The organism is Aeromonas sp. ASNIH4 (assembly GCF_002934425.1).
GTDB lineage: Bacteria > Pseudomonadota > Gammaproteobacteria > Enterobacterales > Aeromonadaceae > Aeromonas > Aeromonas hydrophila.
Genome location: NZ_CP026217.1, coordinates 3,786,836 through 3,804,772 on the forward strand (window position 1 = coordinate 3,786,836; position 17,937 = coordinate 3,804,772).

The window sequence follows — 17,937 nt, forward strand, 5'->3', positions numbered from 1 at the left end:
CGCATCTACGAGAGCAGCCAGCGCTTCAAGCGGGCGATGTCACCCGGACATTCGCGGCGCAGCGACTCAATCCAGTCTTCCACGTTCTCCCACCAGGCGGGATGATCCGGGCTCTGGATCAGCTGAGCCAGCTGCTGCAGCCGGCGCAGACCGATGGAGCCGGCGGCCCCTTTTATCTTGTGCGCCTCCTCCACCACGCCGGCTTGATCCCGGGCAATCATGTTGGAGTCGAGCACCGCCATGTAGTCGGGCATCATCTTCTCGAACAACTCGACGCTGGAGATCAGCACCTGCTTGCCCACGGTATCGGCATAATCGGTGAGGAAAGGCAGATCCAGCAGCGCATCCTGACTGTCCGCATCCGCCTGTTCGTCCGCCTCATCTTCGGCCAAATCGGCAAACAGGTGGCCAATCACCTCCCGCACCGCTTTCGAGCCGAGCGGCTTGTTGATCACATCCTGCATGCCGTGATCCCGGTAGTACTGGCGATCGCCGGTGGCGTTGGCGGTGAGTGCCACCATGGGCGGCAGGCTGTCGCCATAGCGGGCAAGCAGTTGCTCCGCCACATCGAAGCCGGTCATGTCCGGCAGCTGGATATCCAGCAGGATCAGATCAAAATCGTCGGGATTGGCCATGGCCAGCGCCTGGGCGCCATCCCGCGCCACCTTGACCTCATGACCCAGCTTGTTGAGCAGGGCGCAGGCCACGGTCACGTTGAGCTCGACGTCCTCCACCAGCAGGATATCGAGGCAGGGCATCTCGGGTTCGGCCGCGGGCGTCTGGGCGGCGACGCAGTCCACCTCCAGCTCGGCGGTGAAGCAGGCGCCCTCGCCCGGGTCGCTGTCCACGTAGAGCTGGCCGCCCATCGCCTGCACCAGCTGGCGGGAGACCGCCAGCCCGATGCCGGTACCGGTGGCGTGCTTCTTGCCCTGCACCTGATAGTACATGGCGAAGATCTTCTCCTGCTGGGCGCGGGGAATGCCAACCCCGGTATCTTCCACCTCGAAGTGCAGCGCCAGCTTGCCCGGTGTGTCGGCCGGGTGGGTGAGGCAGCGCACCGTCACCCCCCCCTCGTCGGTGAACTTGACCGCATTGCCCACCAGATTCCACAACACCTGGCGCAACCGGGTCCCGTCCGCCATCACGAACTGCGGCACGTCGCCATCCCGGTCGAAATGCAGATAGAGCCCCTTCTGCTCCGCCTGGATGCGCGACAGCGTCTCCAGCTCGTCGAGGAAGGCAGGCAGGTCGATGGGGGTCGGGGCAATTTCCAGCCGGCGTCGGTCCAGCTTGTCGAGATCGATGATGTCATTGAAGATGTTGCCGAGCGTCACCGCGCTCAGGTGAATGGTCTTGAGCTGCTGGTGCTGCTTGGGATCGAGCGGCGTATCCATCAGCATCCGGCTCAAGCCGACGATGCCGTTGAGCGGGGTACGCAGTTCGTGGCTGATGGTGGAGATGAAGGTGGTCTTGTCGCGGCTCGCCTTCTCCAGCTTGTCCTGATACTGCTTGCGCTCGGTGATGTCGCGGCCAAAACCGAGCAGGCCGAGCCGCTTGCCGAAGCGATCGAAGAAGGGCACCTTGCGCAGCTCGAAGTAGGCCTTGCGACCGTCGGGGTACTCCAGCCACTGCTCATAGGTGAGCGGCTCGTTCTGGGCGAAGACCTGCTTGTCGGTCTCCACCACCTTGCTGGCGATGTCATGCTTGTAGACATCGAACGGGGTCAAGCCGATGAGCTCCGCCTCCACCTTGCCGGTGAGCTCCTCCATGGCGCGATTGCAGCCGGAGAACTGCTCGTCTTCGTTGCGGTAGTAGACCAGATCGGGGGAGCAGTCGATGAAGGAACGCAGCAGGGCGGTGCGCTCCCCCAGATGCAGTTGGGCCTTCTCGCGCTGGAATACCTCGTTCTCCAGATCCTCGATGGCCTGCTGGCGCAGGGTCTCGGCCCGGTTGGTCTCGGCGATCTGGGCGTTGAGGCGGCTGATGTTCTCCTGCAGCTGGCTGTTGAGCTCGAGATCCCGCTCGCGCATGTCCTGCAGCTTGCGCACCATGCGAGTCAGCCGCTGGCGGGAGTCCTCCAGCTGATCCACCACGATGGAGAGAAAATAGACGGCCCAGGGAGTGACCAGCAGGCCGAAGAAGACCGAGCGCACCAGGTCGACGATGTCCACGGTGCCGCGCAGAAACAGGGTGACCCCCATCTGGATCGAAACGGCCAGCACTATGATGCCGGTGGCCAGGAACATGCTGAAGCGCACCAGTCCCAGCTTGGTCATCAGGTCGACGTAATATTGCGCCCAGGATTTGATTTGTTTCATCTTATTGTTTTCTCCCCGATATTCGCCGAACAGAATACCAGCACGGCGCGCCGAACTCTTGTACCGTCGCACGATAAATTATCGGTTAACCTCCTCCGCCCGCTGGGGTAGCATGCCGGAGTCAATTCGGTCAGCCCGGGTTAAGCCTGGCTGGCTATAATGTTCGGCCGTTCAATTCAACCAACTGATATTTCAGGAGTCTCATCGATGCGTAATCTCACCCTGCTGAGTCTTGGCCTGCTGGCAGCCAATGCCGCCCACGCCGATCTGGGCGAGATCCCCAAGCAGTCCGGCTGGTCCGGTTTCCTGCTGGGCGGGGTCAACGCCGTCAGCTACAAGTCCAACTTCTATGCCGGCGATGACAACCACAGTCGCATCAATGACCTCGGTTCACCCGACAGCGAGAGCGGCCTGACGCCGCTGCTCAACGCAGATATCCGCTACACCTTTGCCGATACCCGTACCCAGATCTTCCTCGGCAACCTGATCCAGGACGCGGTGCGCTTCGACTTCACCCAGCAGCTCGGCCTGCGCCAGGAGATGGGTGACAAGGGCATAGTCGCCACCTCGCTGGTGTTCAACGTCATGCCGGTCGAGCTGTGGAGCGATCCCTTCGCCACCGGGGTGGATCGCAGCTCCACCGATGTGAAATCAAAAGGGGCGCGTTTTGCCTGGGACAAGATCTGGGGCAGCAACTTCTACGGCAACCTGACCACCCGGGAGGTGGACATGGATGAGGAGCGCAGCGGCCAGCAGTATGACCAGAGCCACGGCACCCACTACGCCGACATGCTGGATCGCAACGGCAAGATGCACGACATGGAGCTCTCCTACCAGTGGCACTTTGGCGGCAACCAGCTGCTGGAGCCGGCCATCGTCTACAAGCAGGCCCGCCTTGACGGCAGTGCCGAGAGTTTCAAGAACACCGGGCTGAAGCTGACCTATGCCAAGCGCGGCCCCCAGTGGTCCTTCGTCAGCAACCTCTATACCGGCAAGCGCAAGTATGACGAGGCGAACCCCATCTTCGGCCAGCGTGCCGATGCCGACGAATTCGCCATCAACGGCACCTTCTTCTGGCACAACCTGTTTGGCGTCAACGCCCTCGCCGCCACCGTCACCGCCGCCTATGCCAGCGCCGACTCGGACATCAACTTCTACGACAGCCAGTCCACCCGTTTCAGCACGGGTCTGCTCTACAACTTCTAAACCCGACCCGCATCAACAAACGAGGCCACCCCATGGGTGGCCTCGCCATTTGCAATGGCCTGCGGCCATCAGATCCCGAGCGAATCGAGCAGATCGTCGTGATCGTTGGCTACCGGAGCGGCGGCCGGAGCCGGCTGGGCAGCCTCGCGCTTGGTCTGGGCGATCAGGGCATCCGGATCCAGCTCCTCCTGATCCATGCCGTCGTTGTGGATGCGGATGAACTCGGTCTTGTCCATCGCCAGCTCCAGATAGAAGATGTTGTTGCGGGCAGTGAAGAAGGTGACCCGGCGCGACTCCGGACTGTCGAGGTTGGTATCGACGCTCAGCATCACCTGCTTGTTGAGGGCCAGCATCTTCGGCTGGTTCTGGGTGATGTGGGTCTGCAGATCGCGGCCGACCTTGACGGTGAAGCTGCCGACGATCTGGTTCATCAGCTCGCCCATGACGTTGCTCACCTCGTCCGAGGTGTGGGAGATGGCGAGATCTTCCTTGGAGAGCCCCATGCTGAGCATGTAGCTCTCGTACAGCTCCATGGCGGCGGAGGCGGAGAAGTTGATCACCACCAGGCCGGAGAAGCCGCCGTCAAACAGCACGAAGCAGCCGATATCCGGCTTGAGGCAGGTCTTGCTGATCCGCTGCACCATGCCGGAGAAACGCACCTGACTCTGGGTTGCCGCACTCAATACATCCGTGACCGAATGGCACAGGCTCAGCAACACGTCCTCTGTGGTCAATACGGTATCGTTGTCGGCTCTTGTCACTATCATGGGACCTTCCTGAACATCGAAAATGGGCTTATCTATACCATAACTCTAACAGATAGCGCGGCTTGGGCTTCGAAATAGCGAGCCGCCTCTCAGTTGATTCAATTGTCAGTGCCAAGCGGGCTGAATCCGGCCAGATTGGCCAGCTTGAGGCGCCAGCTGGCCGCCTCTACCAGCAATGCAGCTTCCTCATAGGGCACGGAGGGGTGAGCCCCCCAGATGGGACCGGGCCAGGCCTTGTCGGTACTGAAACGGGCGACATGATGCAGATGCAGCTGGGGTACCAGATTGCCGAGCGCCGCCACATTGATCTTGTCCGGCCGCAGCGCCTGCTCCATCAGGGTGGCGACCGCGCAGGACTCCTCCATCAGCTGCCGTTGCTGCGCCGGTGCCAGGTGGTGAATTTCCCGCAGATTGGCCACTCTCGGCACCAGGATGAGCCAGGGATACTGGCTGTCCTTGGCCAGCAGGACGCGGCAAAGGGGCAGATCGCCGAGCAGGCGGGTATCTGCCTGCAGGCGGCTGTGCAGTTCAAACATGAAGACCTCGTTGACGTAAGGTGGGCGCGATGCACGATGAGAGCACCCACGTTACTGCAACGGGCCGCAAACTTAAAGTCGCGGCACGGCCCAGCTGACAAAGCGCTTGCGAAGCGCGGGGTCGGCTTTGAGGAAGAGTTGCTGCAACTGCCCCTCCAACGCGCTGGCCGCCACCGGTTCAACCACACCGGCGGTTGCGGTGACAGGCACGACCGTGCTCAATGCCGCCTTGCCGCCGCTCTGGTTGTATTCGCCCAGCTTGGCCCGCCAGTCCATCCCTATCAGCATGCCGCTGGTGATCAGCGCATCCTGCTGGCTGGCAATGCTCTGGCCACCGGCCTGCAGCCCCATGACGGGAGACTCGGCATACTGCGCCATGCCCTGTTCATCGCTCGGCAAGTTGGCGACCAGTCGTACCTGCTGCTGACTGGCTTGATAACGCAACACCTGCGGCACAGAGCGCAGCTGGCGGTCATTCTCGCTGCTGCTGCGACTCGGGATAACCCCTTCATAACGCACCAGCAACTGCTGATCCCCATCCGGCAGGGTGGCATGCTGCTCGTCGTGCAGCGTGCCCGCACTCACCGCCAGGATCTGGAAATCCGCCGGCACCGTCACCTCGACGGCCGCCCAAGCCGCACTGCCCAGCACCATCTTCATGCCCAGCGCTGCCCACAGCAGCGATACCCCACGCCCGTACCGATAACCCTTCATATTTGCTCATCTTCCTGTTCGCGTTGATGGGCGCAGGCTAGCAGCCGAAGATGACAGAAAAATAACGAGGGCTCAGAGCAGGTAATGAGGTCGCTCGGCAAACCACTGGGCCAACACCTGCTTGAACAGCCGGATCTTGCGCGGCACCCGCCGCTGCTGGGCGTGCAGGACGTGCAGCGGGTGCAACCCGGTCTGCCACTCCGCCAGCACGGTGACCAGCTCCCCCTGCGCCAGCCAGGGTTCCACCAGCATCAGCGGACACTTGGCGTACCCCATGCCGGCCCGAGCCAGCTGCAGCACGGTACTGTAGTGGTTGGCCCGCACCTTGCCCTGCACCAGGATGTGCGCCTCCTCCTCTCCCTTGCGAAAGTGCCACTGCTCCCAGGCCGGGTTGTGGCCCTGCAGCAGACAGGGCCGTCCGCCCAGCTCATAAGGGGTGGCGGGGATCCCCTCCCGCGCCAGCAGAACCGGGCTGGTCACCACCACGTCCTTGAGTCTGCCGAGCGGCAGGGCCACCAGGTTGTCGGGAATGCTGCTCATGGCGCGCAGGGCGATGTCGTGCTCCCCCTGGCTCATGTCGATCATGGCGTTGGTGAAGTTGAGTTCGACCTGAACGCCGGGGCAGAGCTCGGCAAAGCGGGCCAGCAGATCGTTCACCATGCGATCGCCGGTACTGACCGGGCAGGTGAAGCGCAGCCGGCCGCCATCCTCCTCGGTCAGCGCCTGGATATCCTGCTCCGCCTGGCGCGCCAGCGCGAAGATCTCGCCAGCTTGCTGATAGAGGGTCCGGCCCGCCTCCGTGAGGCTGAGTCGGCGAGTGGTACGCTGCAGCAGCTGGGCATTGAGGGTCGATTCCAGCGCGCTGACGTGACGGCTCAGCATCCCCTTGCTCACCCCCAGGCTGTCGGCCGCGGCCGAGAAACTGCCCTTTTGCACCACCTCGTAAAAACTGGCCAAGTGAGAGATATCCATTCATTAGCTCCAATATGAAAACAATGCGTTTATTTTACGCGCTTTTTCTCCCTTTTCATCGCGCTAGAATCAACACATCCCAACCAGGAGTGAAACAGATGAAGATTGTGATTGTGGGTGCCTCCGGCACCGTCGGCTCCGCCGTCAGCGAGTTGCTTGCCAAAGACCACCAGGTGATCCGGGTCGGTCACAGCCAGGGGGACGCTACGGTCGACATGCGCGATCCCGCCTCCATCAAGGCGCTGTTCGCCAAGCTGGGCCAGTTCGATGCGCTGGTGGTGGCCAGTGGCAGCGTGGCCTTCAACGCCCTCACCGAGATGACCGACGAGCAGTGGCAAGTGGGGCTTCAGAGCAAGCTGATGGGCCAGATCAACCTGACCCGGGCCGCCATCCCCCACCTGAACGACAAGGGCTCCATCACCCTGATCAGCGGCATCCTGAGCGAGGAGCCCATCAACTGGGGGGTGAGCGCGACCACCATCAACGGCGCCATCGATCACTTCGTCAAGGCGGCGGCCTGCGAGCTGCCGCGGGGTCTGCGCATCAATGTGGTGAGCCCGACCGTGCTGACGGAGTCGATGGATAAATACGCCAGCTTCTTCCCGGGCTTCGTTCCCGTACCCGCCGCCAGGGTGGCGCAGGCCTACCAGAAGTCGGTACTGGGGGTGCAGACCGGCCAGGTGTTCAGGGTCAACGGCTGATCGCCGCCCTGCTGCCGCCCTGCCGGCACGGCAACAAAAACGGGCCCCGTGATGGGGCCCGTTCCATTGCTGCCAGCATGCCGACTTGCTGTTGGCTGATGGCAAACGTTTGTTTTTACGGCAACAAAAAAGGCGGTGTGCCTCAGTCGATGAGTCCGTACTGCGCGCGCAGCACTTCGATGATCTCCTGCTTCGGATTGGCGCTGCGTACCAGCGGCTGACCGATGATCTTCTCGGCAATCCCCACATAGGTGTTGGAGATGTCCATCATCACTTCGGTCGGCAACTTGTTGTCGCGGGCCAGGGCGAAGCGCTCGGGCATGCGGTGCTTGTTGAGCAGGATGTCCGGATCCGGGAAGTGATTGAGCAGCCATTGGCGGAAACCCTCTTTCGACTTCTCGACGATCTGGCCGTCGCGCAGGGCGGCGCCATCCCAGATGCGGGAGCTGTCGGGGGTGCCCACTTCATCCATGTAGATCAGCTTCTCGTTGCCAGCGGCGTCATTGACGTAGCCAAACTCGAACTTGGTGTCGACGAAGATCTGATCCAGCTCGGCCAGCGCGTCACTGATGACGTTGAAGCCTTCCTTGAGCAGCACTTCGTAGCGGTCGATGTCGGCCGGCTTGCTGAAGTTGAAGCCCCGGTAGTGGCGTTCGATGTCGGCACGGGAGACGTTCACGTCGTCGGCTTCCGGCACGCCGTCCAGCCCGGTCAGCACACCCTTGGTGGAGGGGGTGATGAGGATCTCGGGCAGCTTTTGATCCTTCTTCAGTCCTTCCGGCAGGGTGATGCCGCAGAACTCGCGCTCGCCATCCTTGTAGGCACGCCACATGGAGCCGGTGATGTACTGGCGGGCAATCGCCTCGATCATCACGGGGCGGGCTTTTTGCACGATCCAGACGAAGGGATGGGGGATGTCCAGGATATGGCTGTCGGCCAGCCCCTTCTCCTTGAACAGCTTGAACCAGTGGCTGGAGATGGCGTTGAGCGCAGCCCCTTTGCCCGGCACACCGTTGAGCCCGTCCACGCCCTGCCAGATGCAGTCGAAGGCCGAGATCCGGTCACTGATCACCATGATGGCGAGCGGCGCATCTGCCGGCACGTCGTAACCCTTCTCGCGGATGAGGCGGGCACTGTCTGCGGCGGTCAGCCAGTAGACGCTGCGCACCTTGCCGGAATGGACGGGTTTATCGGTACGGATCGGCAAATCGTCGTTCACCGCCAATACTTGATCTGCAAGACTCATGGTAAGTAACACTTCCTGTTTGTGGGGGGTTTACATAACAAAACAGGGGCACAAGGCCCCTGTTTCTATTCTGTTTTTGCAGCTTGGTCAGCCAGACCCTTGGCGAATGCCTCGGACAGACTGATGTACATCTGGGAGATGACACCGGACGACACGGGCTTCTTGTCCTTGTCGAACAGGGTGATGGAGGTCTTGCCCCCCGCCATCTCGCCAAGCTGGAAGCGATACTTGTCTTCGTCCAGCTTGAACGGCTCGCTGCCCTTGGCCTTCCAGAATTCGCTGCTCGGCTCGTCGTACTCGACGTCGATCCAGCCCAGCGACTGCTGGGTATCCTTGATGGTGAAACCGTAGGCCGGCAGCACCTGATTGAGACGACGCCACACCTGGTCGAACGAACCATCGACGATCCAGGCGCTCAGCTCGTTGTTGTCCAGACCCAGTTCCAGCCCCATGCCATCGTTGGCCTTGTGCTGTTCGCGGGACTTGAGCTGCTTGTCGTAGTAGAGCGAGAACTGGTTGAGGGCCCGAGTCGCGTAACGCTGAGCATCCGCCGGGGTCAGCTCCTTGCTGGTCTCGCCATCGACGGTCTCTTCATGATCCAGCACCCGTACCGACATGTTGACGGCGTGGCGCTGAGGATCGTTGCGCAGGGTGAACTGGTAGCGCTGGCGAATGACGAAGTCATCGTCCTCTTCACTCCAGCCGTCGAGCGCCTTGGTGTTGTCAAACCAGCCGGTCTGCAGCACGCCGGCCTGCTGGTCCAGCTTCTCGGTGGTCACCTTGTACTGAGCGAGGAAGTTCATCAGGAAGGCCCAGGTATCGCGCTCCACACTCTGGGAGGTGCTGAGGGCGTAGAAGGCCATGGTGGGTTCGCCAGCATTGGCCACCACCTGGCTGCCCGGTACCACGGTCAGCAGCTGGGCGGGTGGACGCACGTCAACCTTGGCACCCAACGCACCGTCACGGCTGCTCTCGGGCAGGGCCGGAATGTCGAAACTGCTGTTAAAGGCGGGGGTATTCAACCCGGCCGGCACCAGAAACGCACGGCCTTCAAGGCGGGCATCCTCGTACTCGAAACCACGGTTGGCCATCTTGCGTTCCTGGGGTGAGCTACAGGCTGCCAGCACGGCAACGGTCGCCACACTCAGCACCAGGCGCACTGCATTTCCCTTTCCATTTGCTTTAAACACTCGCCATCAACTCCGCAGTCGTCAGTGCTCGCGCCATCGCCTGTTCGCCCTCGGGGGTGAGGTCGGTGAGCGGCAGACGCAAGGTGGCCGTCGCAATCAATCCCAGCTGGGCACAGGCCCACTTCACCGGGATAGGACTCGGTTCGCAGAACAGAGTCTGATGCAACGGCATCAATCGATTGTTGATATCGTGCGCTCGTCCGGCATCACCGGCCAGCGCAGCACGACACATGTCGGCCATCTGGGCCGCTGCAATATTGGTGGTGACCGAAATGACTCCGTCCCCACCTTGCAGCATGAAATCACATCCACTGGCATCATCGCCACTATAAAGCGCGAATTGTGCGCCGCACAGCTCGCGCAGCAGCGGTGTACGGCTCAGATCCCCGGTCGCCTCTTTCAGGCCTATGATGCCGGGCACCTTGGCCAGTCGGGCTACCGTCTCCGGTTTGAGATCGCAACCGGTACGACCGGGCACATTATAAAGAATTTGGGGCAGACCACTAGCCTCGGCGATCGCACAATAGTGACGATAGAGGCCTTCCTGGGTGGGTTTGTTGTAATAGGGGGTGACCGAGAGACCCGCCACCACGCCGGTTTCGGCGAAGCGCCTGGCCAGGGCGATGGCATGGGCGGTATTGTTGGAGCCGCAGCCGGCGATGACCGGAATGCGTCCGGCAGCCAACGCCACGGTTTTCTCCACGACGGCGATGTGCTCCTGCTCGCTCAGGGTCACCGACTCCCCCGTGGTCCCGACCGCCACGATGGCGCTGGTCCCGGCGCTGACATGATAGTCGACCAGAGTGGCCAGACTGGCCCAATCGACTTCGCCTGAAGCCAGCATGGGGGTAACGAGGGCAACAATACTACCGCGCAACATGGATATTTCTCCCGATTTTCAGGGGCGTTATGGTAAAGCTGCCCCCTTGGAAAAACAAGGGAGGCCAGGGGCAAGCCGTGTTACCATCCGGCAAAAACCGCACTGCGCGAGCCGTGGTAGAACACGCCGGACTTTGGTCGTGACACCCCGATACCGTGCTCGTTGCAACGAGATTCTCAACAAGGTTGCCATGCAGGATCGCTGGCAGTGGCCCATGGCCAGCCCGTTCGGGCCATGCCACTGCATCCACATTCGCAACCCGCTAATGGACGAGAGAAGATTTATGACTCATTACCTGGTCGTAACGGCCATCGGCACGGACAGGCCTGGCATCGTCAATGAGGTCACCCGCCACGTCAGTGGGTGTGGCTGCAACATTGTCGACAGCCGTCTTGGCATCTTCGGCAATGAATTCACCTTCATCATGCTGCTGTCCGGTGACTGGAACAGCCTGATGCAACTCGAGATAAGCCTGCCCCTGCGCAGCCAGGAGTGGGACCTCATCACCATGATGAAGCGCACCGAACGCCACCAGTCGCTGCAATACGACATCAGCGCCAACGCCGAGATCCTGATCCGGGACCAGCCGGGCATCGTAAGCCAGTGCACCCAGTTCTTCAGCGATCACGGCTGGGACATCCAGGCCATGCAGACCGTCACCCTGGAACAGCAGCCGTTCAACCTGCTCAAAGCCAGCTTTCAGCTCAATCTGGCCAAGCAGGGAGAGGCGGCCGGCTCGCAGACGGCCTTCGCCGGATTCTGTCGTGAACTGGGCGCAGAATCGTTCGAATTCATCGTCAATCACAAACACGCCTGACGGCTCATCCAAGGAGATCCCATGCAACCTTTATCCGCTGGCAGCCTGGCCCCCGATTTTTCCCTGTCCGATCAAGACGGTAACCAGGTACGCCTTGCCGACCTGCGCGGCAAGAAAGTGCTCGTCTACTTCTATCCCAAGGCGATGACCCCGGGCTGCACCACCCAGGCCTGCGGCCTGCGCGACGTCAACGCCGAGCTGGCCGCCCTCAATGTGGTGGTGCTTGGCATCAGCCCGGATCCGGCCAAACGGCTGAAAAAATTCGAGGAGCGCGACAACCTGAACTTCCGCCTGCTGGCCGATGAAGAGCATGCGGTGGCCGATGCATTTGGCGTCTGGGGCCCGAAGAAGTTCATGGGCAAGGAGTATGACGGTATCCACCGGCTGAGCTTCCTCATCGACGAAGAGGGCAAGATTAGCCATCGCTTCGACAAGTTCAAGACCAGCGATCACCATCAGGTGGTGCTCGACCTGCTCAAGGGCTGAACCCCAGATACCGGTACTGCCGATATGGAAAGGGCCTGCAAGTGCAGGCCCTTTTTTATTCGCATGTCGTTGCCTGCCTCGCGTTGCGGGTGGCACGATGCCCGGTCCTTCGGCTCGCCTGCCAGGCAAGTGACTGGCGGCGACGTTCTCGTTTGTCATGAAGGCGCCGGCTTGCATCCACGATGGGATGCCTTGGTGACGGGTCTTTCGGCACAGGCCAAATGACGCCCTTATTGTTGCGCCAGTAGGCCAGAAAGCAAGCCGCCAGCCGTTACATTTAATTAACCAGCCGGGGCCGACGTTGATTTCCCGCCCCGCTATCTCGCCAACCTCCCCTGCCAGATCAAAAAATTCATCTTATATATGGGTTAACGTGGCCCCAGTTTCATTTTCCAGTGAGAAAAGCCCATGAACATGAGCCACACCGAACGTCTGATCCTGAGCAACCAGTACGAGATCCTGGCCAAACTCAATCCGGAGAAGGCGGCGTTTTACCAACGGGCCAGCACCATCATCGAGCGCGGCTACTGCCTGCAGATCCTCGAACTGGAGAAGAGCTTCGGCCATCTGGATCTGGCCACCTGCCAGGAGGTGATCGACACCCTGGAACTGCACCACGCGCTGGCCATCTCCTGGGGCAACCTGGAAGCGGCCGATCAGGGCGAAATCAATGCCAGCCGGCTGGAGTTCAACGGCTACAGCCGCAGCCAGGAGCGGGAGCTGGCCGACTATGTCTGCTTCCTGCTGGAGGTGGACAAGCGCTTCCCCGAGCTCAAATGCCCGTGCGACGAGCTCTCCAGCGACATCGCCATGCGCGACAAGTACCAGCGCATGCTGACGGTCTGGCGCCAGTGCCCGCGTCAGTACAAGCTCTCCATTCAGGAGATCCGCAAGGTTCTGGCGGCCTGATAGGCATGAAAAAGGCGCCGCGAGGCGCCTTGGTCCGAGTCATGGGCTACAGGCCTCACTCGTAGAGGAAGGATTTGTCCAGCTGCTTGAAGGCGGCGTTGAGGGTATCGGCCAGCTCTTCGTATCTGGGCTGGGCCACCAGTTGGCGGCGACCGCCCTGCTCGTTCATCTTGCCGTTGATCTCGCGATACCAGCTGGCAAGGGAGGGCGGCAGCCGGGTATCGGCGCGCTGACCGAGCCAGTAGTAGCCCTGCAGCGGCAGGCTGAGCAGAAACAGCACCGAGGTCATGACCGAAGGCCAGTAGTGCAGCTCGCCGAACTGGAACTGCAGCATGACGCTGAGCACCGCCAGCGCCGGGATGACCTTGAGGGCGAACTCGGTGGCCTTGATCACCCGATTCTCCGGGAACATGGAATTAAGCTCGGGACGGCGGGGCCAAAGGGTCATATAATGACGGCCTTGCTGTAACTTAGTTCCAAAAATGTTCATGCTCATGCTACCTCCGAGCTCTTTTTGAACGTATTAACGGCAAAACCACGACAATATTTGATGCGCAATAACAAAGGTTGAGGATGACTTTGTTATTTTTCAACAATCGGGTTATCCTTTGTACGCCCAATTTTTGCGCCAACGGTCTGCCGTTACGCTGTCAGGGACGTCTGGATTTCGGGTCTTGTATCACTATACAAGGGGCAAGCAACAGATTGCCAACCCTCATAAGGATAAGTTGAAAGTTTTTGGACACGGCTCGTCCAACGCATCCTCCTACACAACCCAATCTGCGATAGGATTTATTCATGAGTAAGCTGGTTCTTGTTCTTAACTGTGGCAGCTCGTCCCTGAAGTTTGCTGTCATTGACGCAACCACCGGTGATGACCTGCTGTCCGGCCTGGCCGAGTGCTTCAACCTCGACGACGCCCGCATCAAGTGGAAACTGAACGGTGAGAAAGGCAGTGCCGATCTGGGCGCCGGTGCCGCTCACCAGGAAGCGCTGGACTACATCGTCAACAAGATCCTGCCGCTCAACCCGGAGCTGTCCAAGAACCTGATCGCCATCGGCCACCGTGTGGTACACGGCGGTGAGCGCTTCACCTCTTCCGTGCGCATCTGCGACGACGTCATCGCCGGCATCGAAGCCGCCGTACCGTACGCGCCGCTGCACAACCCGGCTCACCTGATCGGTATCCGTGAAGCCCGTCGCGTGTTCCCGGCGCTGGCCGAGAAGAACGTTGCCGTGTTCGACACCGCATTCCACCAGAGCATGCCGGAAGAAGCTTTCCTGTACGCCCTGCCGTACAAGCTCTACAAAGAGAACGGCATCCGTCGCTACGGCGCCCACGGCACCAGCCACTACTACATCAGCCTGGAAGCCGCCAAGCAGCTGAACAAGCCGGTGGAAGAACTGAACATCATCAACTGCCACCTGGGCAACGGCGGTTCCGTCTGCGCCATCAAGAACGGCAAATCCGTCGACACCTCCATGGGCCTGACCCCGCTGGAAGGCTTGGTGATGGGTACCCGTTCCGGTGACATCGATCCGGCCATCATCTTCTTCCTGCACGACAAGCTGGGCATGAGCGTGGCCGACATCAACACCATGCTGACCAAAGAGTCCGGCCTGCAGGGTCTGACCGAAGTGACTTCCGACTGCCGTTTCGTTGAAGACAACTACGACAGCAAAGAAGAAGCCAAGCGTGCCATGGACGTTTACTGCTATCGCCTGGCCAAGTACATCGGCGCCTACGCCGCCGCCATGGACGGTCGTCTGGACGCAGTGGTCTTCACCGGTGGTATCGGTGAAAACTCCGCCCCGATCCGTGAAATCACCCTGAACAAGCTGGGTCTGCTGGGCTTCGACGTCGATCACGACGCCAACCTGAAGGCTCGTTTCGGCAAGGGTGGCGAGATCACCAAGGCTGGTTCCACCAAAGCCCTGGTTATCCCGACCAATGAAGAGTGGGTCATCGCCCACGACGCGCTGGAACTGGTTGGCGCATAATTTCGCTGTAGAGCAAGGCCGCCCAAGGGCGGCCTTTTCCTGATCCCAAAAATGAACAAGGGGTATAAAGTGGCACGCACTATTATGCTTATCCCGGTCGGCACTGGTGTCGGCGTAACTTCCGTGAGCCTTGGCGTTGTTCGCGCCATGGAGCGTCACGGTGTCAATGTCAGCTTCTTCAAACCGGTCGCCCAGCCGCGTCCGGGTGAAACCGGTACCGAGCGCTCCACCGCCGTGATCCGCGCCGCTGCCAACATCAACCCGCCCGAGCCGTTCGCCCTCTCCTACGCCGAGAACATGATCACCTCCAGCAACACCGATATCCTGCTGGAAGAGATCGTGGCCCGCTTCGAAGAGCACGTGAAGGCCAGCGGTGCCGAAGTGCTGGTCATCGAAGGCATGGTGCCGACCGACAAGCAGCCGTTTGCCAACAAGCTGAACTACGACGTCGCCAAGGCGCTGGACGCCGACATGGTGTTCGTGACCCATCCGGGCAACGACTCCAGCCAGAAGCTGAAAGAGCGTATCGAGCTGGCCTGCTCCAACTTCGGTGGCGTCAACAACCCCCGTATCGTTGGTTGCGTCATCAACAAGGTGGGTGCACCGGTTGACGAGCATGGAGTGACCCGCCCCGACCTGACCGAGATGTTCGAGGCCCACCACCACACCTCCGATGCCGCCCATAACCTGGAAGTGCTGCAGGTATTCGGCAAGAGCCCGCTGCGCATCCTCGGCTGCATCCCCTGGAATACCCAGCTGATCGCCCCGCGCGCCAAGGATCTCGCCAAGCATCTGGCCGCCAAGATCCTGCACAAGGGTGAGCTGGACAGCCGTCGCCTGCAGACCGTGACCTTCTGTGCCCGCTCCATTCACAACATGATCGAGCACTTCCGTCCGGGCAGCCTGCTGGTGACTTCCGGCGACCGCTCCGACGTCATCGTCTCCGCCTGCCTGTCCGCCATGAACGGCGTCAAGCTGGGTGCCCTGCTGCTGACCGGCAACTACCACCCGGAACCGCAGGTGATGGCGCTGTGCCAACAGGCCATGGCCACCGGCCTGCCGATCATGATCACCGGCACCAACACCTGGCAGACTGCCGTCAGCCTGCAGAACTTCAACGTCGACATTCCGGAAGACGACCGCGAGCGGATCGAGCTGGTGCAGGACTATGTGGCCGGCCACATCGACAAGCACTGGATCGAGTCTCTCTCCGCCAAGTCCACCCGTTCCCGTCGCCTGAGCCCGCCGGCTTTCCGCTACCAGCTGACCGAACTGGCCCGTCAGGCCAACAAGCGCGTCGTGCTGCCGGAAGGGGAAGAGCCGCGGACCATCAAGGCTGCCGCCATCTGTGCCGAGCGTGGCATCGCCCGTCCGGTCCTGCTGGGCAACCCGGAAGAGATCCGTCGCGTTGCCGAACAGCAGGGCGTGGTACTGACCGACCGCGTCGAGATCATCGATCCGGTTGCCGTGCGCGAGCGCTATGTGGCCCGTCTGGTCGAGCTGCGCAAGAACAAGGGCATGACCGAAGTGGTTGCCCGCGAGCAGCTGGAAGACAACGTGGTACTGGGTACCATGATGCTGGAGCGCAATGAAGTTGACGGCCTGGTATCCGGCGCGGTGCACACCACTGCCAACACCATCCGTCCGCCGATGCAGATCATCAAGACCGCCCCGGGCTCTTCCCTGATCTCCTCCATCTTCTTCATGCTGCTGCCGGACCAGGTACTGGTCTACGGTGACTGCGCGATCAACCCGGATCCCACTGCCGAGCAGCTGGCCGAGATCGCCATCCAGTCTGCCGACTCCGCTGCCGCCTTCGGCATCGAGCCGCGCGTCGCCATGATCTCCTACTCCACCGGCACCTCCGGCGCCGGCGCCGATGTAGAGAAAGTGCGTGAAGCGACCGAGCTGGCCAAGGCCAAGCGCCCCGACCTCATCATCGATGGCCCGCTGCAGTACGATGCGGCCATCATGGAGAACGTGGCCAAGTCCAAGGCACCGAACTCACCGGTTGCAGGTAAAGCCACCGTGTTCGTGTTCCCGGACCTGAACACCGGCAACACCACCTACAAGGCGGTACAGCGCTCCGCGGATCTGGTCTCCATCGGCCCGATGCTGCAAGGCATGCGCAAGCCGGTCAACGACCTGTCCCGTGGCGCCCTGGTGGACGACATCGTCTACACCATCGCCCTGACCGGTATCCAGGCAGCCCAGGCCGAGTAATCGACCGGGCTTATCCCTGCTGAAAAACCCGCCGCAAGGCGGGTTTTTTTATGGCTGACGGGCAGATGTTGATCCGCGAGATCAAATCAGGATCCAGTCCGGATCCCGCATTCTCGCTCAGAGGCCAGCCCGGCAAGGGCGGCGGGATAAGCAAGCGCTCACACCCGCCAGAGGCGATTGCACAATTGCGCCCCAGCCGAGATCAGATCCAAATACTTCTTTAAGATCAGCACAATAACGTCAGACACACCGCTAATCTACAGACTTTTCCACAGCTTTTGTGGATAGTTTACCGATCATTTGAAAGAAAATGACAGACTCGTCCACACCCCTGCACCGCCTTGCGCCCATGAAAAAGGGGCTCCGAAGAGCCCCTTTGGACAACAAATCTACCAGCCACCGGCTCAGGGGCGCAGCGCCTTGTCGGCACGGGAGATACCGCAGACACCGGAGCGCACCACTTCGATGATCTCGTTGGTCTGGGCCGCCGTCTTAATGAAGGCGTCCAGCTTGTCACTGGTACCCACCAGCTGCACCGTGTAGAGCTCGGGGGTGACGTCGACGATCTGGCCTCGGAAGATATCCGCCAGCCGTTTCAGCTCGTCACGGCCACCACCGGCGGCGCGCGCCTTGACCAGCGCGATCTCCCGCTCGATGTGTTCACCCTCGCTCAAATCGCACACCTTGAGCACGTCCACCAGCTTGTGCAACTGCTTCTGGATCTGCTCCAGCACCCGCTCGTCACCCATGGTGACGATGGTCATGCGCGACAGGGTGGGATCCTCGGTGGGGGCCACCGTCAGGGTCTCGATGTTGTAGCCGCGCTGGGAGAAGAGGCCCACCACCCGGCTCAGAGCGCCGGATTCGTTTTCCAGCAGTACTGAAATGATGTGTCTCATGATGTTTCCCCCGCCTTGCTCAGCCACATCTCGTCCTTGATGGAACCAAACTTGAGTTCCTTGAGCACGACC

General features: G+C 61.1%; 17 protein-coding genes. 7 read left to right on the top strand and 10 right to left on the bottom strand.

From position 1 onward, the window contains the following. Nucleotides 1-5: 5 nt before the first annotated feature. On the bottom strand, nucleotides 6-2,318 hold the full coding sequence (gene arcB, locus C2U40_RS17430; protein ID WP_016349595.1) for an aerobic respiration two-component sensor histidine kinase ArcB: 2,313 nt from the start codon (nucleotides 2,316-2,318) through the stop codon (nucleotides 6-8). Nucleotides 2,319-2,525: 207 nt separating this feature from the next. Here arcB and C2U40_RS17435 point away from each other — a divergent pair, with 207 nt between their 5' ends. Next, complete coding sequence (locus C2U40_RS17435) at nucleotides 2,526-3,524, top strand: DUF2860 family protein (protein WP_103828611.1); 999 nt, start codon at nucleotides 2,526-2,528, stop codon at nucleotides 3,522-3,524. A 68-nt stretch (nucleotides 3,525-3,592) separates the two neighbouring features. Here the strand turns inward: C2U40_RS17435 and C2U40_RS17440 are convergent, their stop codons facing one another. The 4 genes from C2U40_RS17440 to C2U40_RS17455 all read right to left on the bottom strand — a co-directional run bounded on the left by C2U40_RS17440 (nucleotide 3,593) and on the right by C2U40_RS17455 (nucleotide 6,513). Then, nucleotides 3,593-4,291 carry a DUF3334 family protein gene (locus C2U40_RS17440; RefSeq protein ID WP_016349593.1) on the bottom strand — a complete coding sequence of 233 codons (699 nt, stop codon included), beginning with the start codon at nucleotides 4,289-4,291 and terminating at the stop codon, nucleotides 3,593-3,595. Between the two features lie 98 nt (nucleotides 4,292-4,389). Beyond that, nucleotides 4,390-4,827: an HIT domain-containing protein gene (locus C2U40_RS17445; RefSeq protein ID WP_103828612.1), complete on the bottom strand. Its 438-nt coding sequence runs from the start codon at nucleotides 4,825-4,827 to the stop codon at nucleotides 4,390-4,392. Nucleotides 4,828-4,899: 72 nt separating this feature from the next. Next, nucleotides 4,900-5,541 (bottom strand): DUF2057 domain-containing protein, encoded by a 642-nt coding sequence (locus C2U40_RS17450; RefSeq protein WP_181014905.1) that lies wholly within the window; start codon nucleotides 5,539-5,541, stop codon nucleotides 4,900-4,902. Nucleotides 5,542-5,613: 72 nt separating this feature from the next. Further along, nucleotides 5,614-6,513, bottom strand: coding sequence for a LysR family transcriptional regulator (locus tag C2U40_RS17455; protein WP_103828613.1), 900 nt, complete (start codon nucleotides 6,511-6,513; stop codon nucleotides 5,614-5,616). A 98-nt stretch (nucleotides 6,514-6,611) separates the two neighbouring features. Here C2U40_RS17455 and C2U40_RS17460 point away from each other — a divergent pair, with 98 nt between their 5' ends. Beyond that, nucleotides 6,612-7,214 (top strand): short chain dehydrogenase, encoded by a 603-nt coding sequence (locus tag C2U40_RS17460; protein WP_103828614.1) that lies wholly within the window; start codon nucleotides 6,612-6,614, stop codon nucleotides 7,212-7,214. A gap of 142 nt (nucleotides 7,215-7,356) precedes the next feature. Here the strand turns inward: C2U40_RS17460 and C2U40_RS17465 are convergent, their stop codons facing one another. From C2U40_RS17465 to dapA, 3 genes are all read right to left on the bottom strand, one after another. After that, the gene (locus C2U40_RS17465; RefSeq protein WP_024944314.1) at nucleotides 7,357-8,460 is read right to left on the bottom strand and encodes a phosphoribosylaminoimidazolesuccinocarboxamide synthase; all 1,104 of its coding nucleotides are present in this window, start codon (nucleotides 8,458-8,460) and stop codon (nucleotides 7,357-7,359) included. Between the two features lie 65 nt (nucleotides 8,461-8,525). Then, entirely contained in the window at nucleotides 8,526-9,650 is a 1,125-nt protein-coding gene (gene bamC / locus C2U40_RS17470; protein WP_103828615.1) for an outer membrane protein assembly factor BamC, read from the bottom strand. Then, the gene (gene dapA, locus C2U40_RS17475) at nucleotides 9,643-10,530 is read right to left on the bottom strand and encodes a 4-hydroxy-tetrahydrodipicolinate synthase (protein WP_103828616.1); all 888 of its coding nucleotides are present in this window, start codon (nucleotides 10,528-10,530) and stop codon (nucleotides 9,643-9,645) included. The genes bamC and dapA overlap by 8 nt, the downstream gene beginning before the upstream one ends. A gap of 283 nt (nucleotides 10,531-10,813) precedes the next feature. On the opposite strand from dapA, the gene C2U40_RS17480 reads away from it, so the two are divergent. From C2U40_RS17480 to C2U40_RS17490, 3 genes are all read left to right on the top strand, one after another. Continuing rightward, a complete protein-coding gene (locus tag C2U40_RS17480; RefSeq protein ID WP_146054394.1) occupies nucleotides 10,814-11,347 on the top strand; it encodes a glycine cleavage system protein R in 534 nt (177 codons plus the stop codon). Between the two features lie 21 nt (nucleotides 11,348-11,368). After that, nucleotides 11,369-11,833: a thioredoxin-dependent thiol peroxidase gene (bcp, locus tag C2U40_RS17485; protein WP_103828618.1), complete on the top strand. Its 465-nt coding sequence runs from the start codon at nucleotides 11,369-11,371 to the stop codon at nucleotides 11,831-11,833. Nucleotides 11,834-12,241: 408 nt separating this feature from the next. Beyond that, nucleotides 12,242-12,742, top strand: a complete 501-nt coding sequence (locus C2U40_RS17490; protein WP_011704833.1) for a YfbU family protein — start codon at nucleotides 12,242-12,244, stop codon at nucleotides 12,740-12,742. Between the two features lie 55 nt (nucleotides 12,743-12,797). Here C2U40_RS17490 and yfbV read toward each other — a convergent pair whose 3' ends face one another. Then, nucleotides 12,798-13,238, bottom strand: a complete 441-nt coding sequence (gene yfbV, locus C2U40_RS17495) for a terminus macrodomain insulation protein YfbV (protein WP_011704832.1) — start codon at nucleotides 13,236-13,238, stop codon at nucleotides 12,798-12,800. Nucleotides 13,239-13,540: 302 nt separating this feature from the next. On the opposite strand from yfbV, the gene C2U40_RS17500 reads away from it, so the two are divergent. Together C2U40_RS17500 and pta are read left to right on the top strand one after the other, a co-directional pair. Then, nucleotides 13,541-14,743, top strand: coding sequence for an acetate kinase (locus tag C2U40_RS17500; protein WP_011704831.1), 1,203 nt, complete (start codon nucleotides 13,541-13,543; stop codon nucleotides 14,741-14,743). A 51-nt stretch (nucleotides 14,744-14,794) separates the two neighbouring features. Next, nucleotides 14,795-16,966, top strand: coding sequence for a phosphate acetyltransferase (pta, locus tag C2U40_RS17505; protein WP_017410280.1), 2,172 nt, complete (start codon nucleotides 14,795-14,797; stop codon nucleotides 16,964-16,966). Between the two features lie 404 nt (nucleotides 16,967-17,370). On the opposite strand, the gene ilvN is transcribed toward pta, so the two are convergent. Continuing rightward, the gene (ilvN, locus tag C2U40_RS17510; protein ID WP_011704829.1) at nucleotides 17,371-17,865 is read right to left on the bottom strand and encodes an acetolactate synthase small subunit; all 495 of its coding nucleotides are present in this window, start codon (nucleotides 17,863-17,865) and stop codon (nucleotides 17,371-17,373) included. Nucleotides 17,866-17,937: the final 72 nt, after the last annotated feature.

Bases quoted from the DNA above. Each gene is read 5' to 3' on its own strand.
- arcB (WP_016349595.1), bottom strand. From the start codon at position 2,318: ATGAAACAAATCAAATCCTGGGCGCAATATTACGTCGACCTGATGACC.
- C2U40_RS17435 (WP_103828611.1), top strand. From the start codon at position 2,526: ATGCGTAATCTCACCCTGCTGAGTCTTGGCCTGCTGGCAGCCAATGCC.
- C2U40_RS17440 (WP_016349593.1), bottom strand. From the start codon at position 4,291: ATGATAGTGACAAGAGCCGACAACGATACCGTATTGACCACAGAGGAC.
- C2U40_RS17445 (WP_103828612.1), bottom strand. From the start codon at position 4,827: ATGTTTGAACTGCACAGCCGCCTGCAGGCAGATACCCGCCTGCTCGGC.
- C2U40_RS17450 (WP_181014905.1), bottom strand. From the start codon at position 5,541: ATGAAGGGTTATCGGTACGGGCGTGGGGTATCGCTGCTGTGGGCAGCG.
- C2U40_RS17455 (WP_103828613.1), bottom strand. From the start codon at position 6,513: ATGGATATCTCTCACTTGGCCAGTTTTTACGAGGTGGTGCAAAAGGGC.
- C2U40_RS17460 (WP_103828614.1), top strand. From the start codon at position 6,612: ATGAAGATTGTGATTGTGGGTGCCTCCGGCACCGTCGGCTCCGCCGTC.
- C2U40_RS17465 (WP_024944314.1), bottom strand. From the start codon at position 8,460: ATGAGTCTTGCAGATCAAGTATTGGCGGTGAACGACGATTTGCCGATC.
- dapA (WP_103828616.1), bottom strand. From the start codon at position 10,530: ATGTTGCGCGGTAGTATTGTTGCCCTCGTTACCCCCATGCTGGCTTCA.
- C2U40_RS17480 (WP_146054394.1), top strand. From the start codon at position 10,814: ATGACTCATTACCTGGTCGTAACGGCCATCGGCACGGACAGGCCTGGC.
- bcp (WP_103828618.1), top strand. From the start codon at position 11,369: ATGCAACCTTTATCCGCTGGCAGCCTGGCCCCCGATTTTTCCCTGTCC.
- C2U40_RS17490 (WP_011704833.1), top strand. From the start codon at position 12,242: ATGAACATGAGCCACACCGAACGTCTGATCCTGAGCAACCAGTACGAG.
- yfbV (WP_011704832.1), bottom strand. From the start codon at position 13,238: ATGAGCATGAACATTTTTGGAACTAAGTTACAGCAAGGCCGTCATTAT.
- C2U40_RS17500 (WP_011704831.1), top strand. From the start codon at position 13,541: ATGAGTAAGCTGGTTCTTGTTCTTAACTGTGGCAGCTCGTCCCTGAAG.
- pta (WP_017410280.1), top strand. From the start codon at position 14,795: ATGAACAAGGGGTATAAAGTGGCACGCACTATTATGCTTATCCCGGTC.
- ilvN (WP_011704829.1), bottom strand. From the start codon at position 17,865: ATGAGACACATCATTTCAGTACTGCTGGAAAACGAATCCGGCGCTCTG.